The 1,739-nt window shown below is 64.8% G+C and carries 4 protein-coding genes; all 4 read left to right on the top strand.

Annotated features, from left to right (window positions below; all coding sequences use genetic code 11):
• On the top strand, positions 1 to 421 hold a 421-nt coding region (locus AC3FMM_RS31395), incomplete at its 5' end, for a Rossmann-fold NAD(P)-binding domain-containing protein (protein ID WP_488688345.1).
• Positions 422 to 478: 57 nt separating this feature from the next.
• Positions 479 to 841, top strand: a complete 363-nt coding sequence (panD, locus tag AC3FMM_RS31390; RefSeq protein WP_012353832.1) for an aspartate 1-decarboxylase — start codon at positions 479 to 481, stop codon at positions 839 to 841.
• A gap of 165 nt (positions 842 to 1,006) precedes the next feature.
• Positions 1,007 to 1,348, top strand: coding sequence for an NAD(P) transhydrogenase subunit alpha part 2 (locus AC3FMM_RS31385; protein ID WP_012353833.1), 342 nt, complete (start codon positions 1,007 to 1,009; stop codon positions 1,346 to 1,348).
• Positions 1,348 to 1,739, top strand: a 392-nt coding sequence (locus tag AC3FMM_RS31380; RefSeq protein ID WP_488688342.1) for an NAD(P)(+) transhydrogenase (Re/Si-specific) subunit beta, incomplete at its 3' end; no start/stop codon positions are given. The genes AC3FMM_RS31385 and AC3FMM_RS31380, both read left to right, overlap by 1 nt.

The following is a 1,739-nucleotide window of genomic DNA, read 5'->3' as shown; positions in this document are numbered from 1 at the left end:
GCCGCCGGACTGGATGAAGCGCCAGGCCGAGCTGGTGCACCAGCGCGCCATCCAGGCCGACATCGTCATCACCACCGCGCTGATCCCGGGCCGCAAGGCGCCGGTGCTGCTGCAGGAAGCGACCGTGCAGCAGATGAAGCCGGGCTCGGTGGTGGTCGACCTGGCCGCCGCGCAGGGCGGCAACTGCCCGCTGACGGTGGCCGACCAGGTGGTCAACCACAACGGCGTGATCCTGATCGGCCATACCAACCTGGCCAGCATGGTGGCGGCCGACGCCTCGGCGCTCTATGCCCGCAACGTGCTGGATTTCCTCAAGCTGGTCGTCGACAAGGACGGCCAGTTCACGCTCAACCTCGAAGACGACATCGTCGCCGCCTGCCTGATGTGCAGGGACGGCCAGGTCGTGCGCGAGGCGGCGTAACTCCAACGGGCGCAGCGCGCCCACTGCTTTCGCTTCAGATATAAGGACGTATCACCCATGCAACGCATCATGCTCCGCGCCAAGCTCCACCGCGTCACCGTGACGCAGGCGGACCTCAACTACGAGGGTTCGTGCGGCATCGACCAGGACCTGCTGGACGCTGCCGACATGAAGGAGTTCGAGAAGATCGAGCTGTACAACGTCAACAACGGCGAGCGCTTCTCCACCTACATCATCAAGGGCGAGCGCGGCAGCGGCGAGATCTCGCTGAACGGCGCCGCCGCGCGCCGCGCGCACCTGGGCGACCAGCTGATCATCTGCACCTATGCGCCGATGACGGACGAGGAAATCGCCACGTACAAGCCCAAGGTCATCCTGGTGAACGAGAAGAACGGCATCAAGGAAATCAAGAAGGTCTGAATATCAACCCCTGAAGGGTTGCTCCCCTCTCCCGCTTGCGGGAGAGGGAGCACGCCACCGGAAATTTAAGAGCCAATGGCCGTTGGCGTGCCCCACCGTAATACTGCAAAGAACAATCACAGCAACACGCAGCATCCCGGTTTCAAAGCAACGGAGGAGAAGTCGATGGAGATGGTGAACCACACGGTGATCAACCTGATCATCTTCGTGCTGGCGATCTACGTGGGTTACCACGTGGTCTGGACGGTCACGCCGGCCCTGCATACGCCCCTGATGGCGGTAACCAACGCGATCTCGGCCATCATCATCGTCGGCGCCATGCTCGCCGCGGGCCTGACCGAAGGCGGCGTCGGGCGCGTGATGGGCACGCTGGCGGTGGCATTGGCGGCGGTCAACGTGTTCGGCGGCTTCCTGGTGACCCAGCGCATGCTGGAGATGTTCAAGAAGAAGGAACCGAAGGCGAAGGCGCCCGAGGGCAAGCCGGCACTGGCCAAGGAGGGCGCGTGATGGCGGGCCTTGTCAGCATGAACCTCGTCACCCTGCTCTACCTGGTGGCCTCGGTGTGCTTTATCCAGGCGCTCAAGGGGCTGTCGCATCCGGCCTCGGCGCGCAAGGGCAATGCCTTCGGCATGATCGGCATGGCCATCGCGGTGGTGACCACGCTGGTGCTGATCATCAAGCTGAAGAACGAATTCCTCGCCGCGGGCACGGCCCAGTCGTCGGTGGGCACCGGCCTGGCGCTGATCTTCGCGGCGCTGGTGGTCGGCGGCGGCATCGGCGCCTACGTCGCGCGCAAGGTGCAGATGACCAAGATGCCCGAGCTGGTCGCGGCGATGCACTCGCTGATCGGTCTCGCGGCGGTGTTCATCGCGGTGGCGGCGGTGGCCGAGCCGGCGGC

The sequence above is a fragment of the Cupriavidus sp. 207A1 genome, assembly GCF_057798955.1.
This window is presented reverse-complemented; position numbering and strand designations above follow the sequence as displayed.

What these genes read in the sequence shown, in the direction of transcription:
- AC3FMM_RS31385 (WP_012353833.1), top strand. Translation starts at nt 1,007, where the DNA reads ATGGAGATGGTGAACCACACGGTGATCAACCTGATCATCTTCGTGCTG.
- panD (WP_012353832.1), top strand. Translation starts at nt 479, where the DNA reads ATGCAACGCATCATGCTCCGCGCCAAGCTCCACCGCGTCACCGTGACG.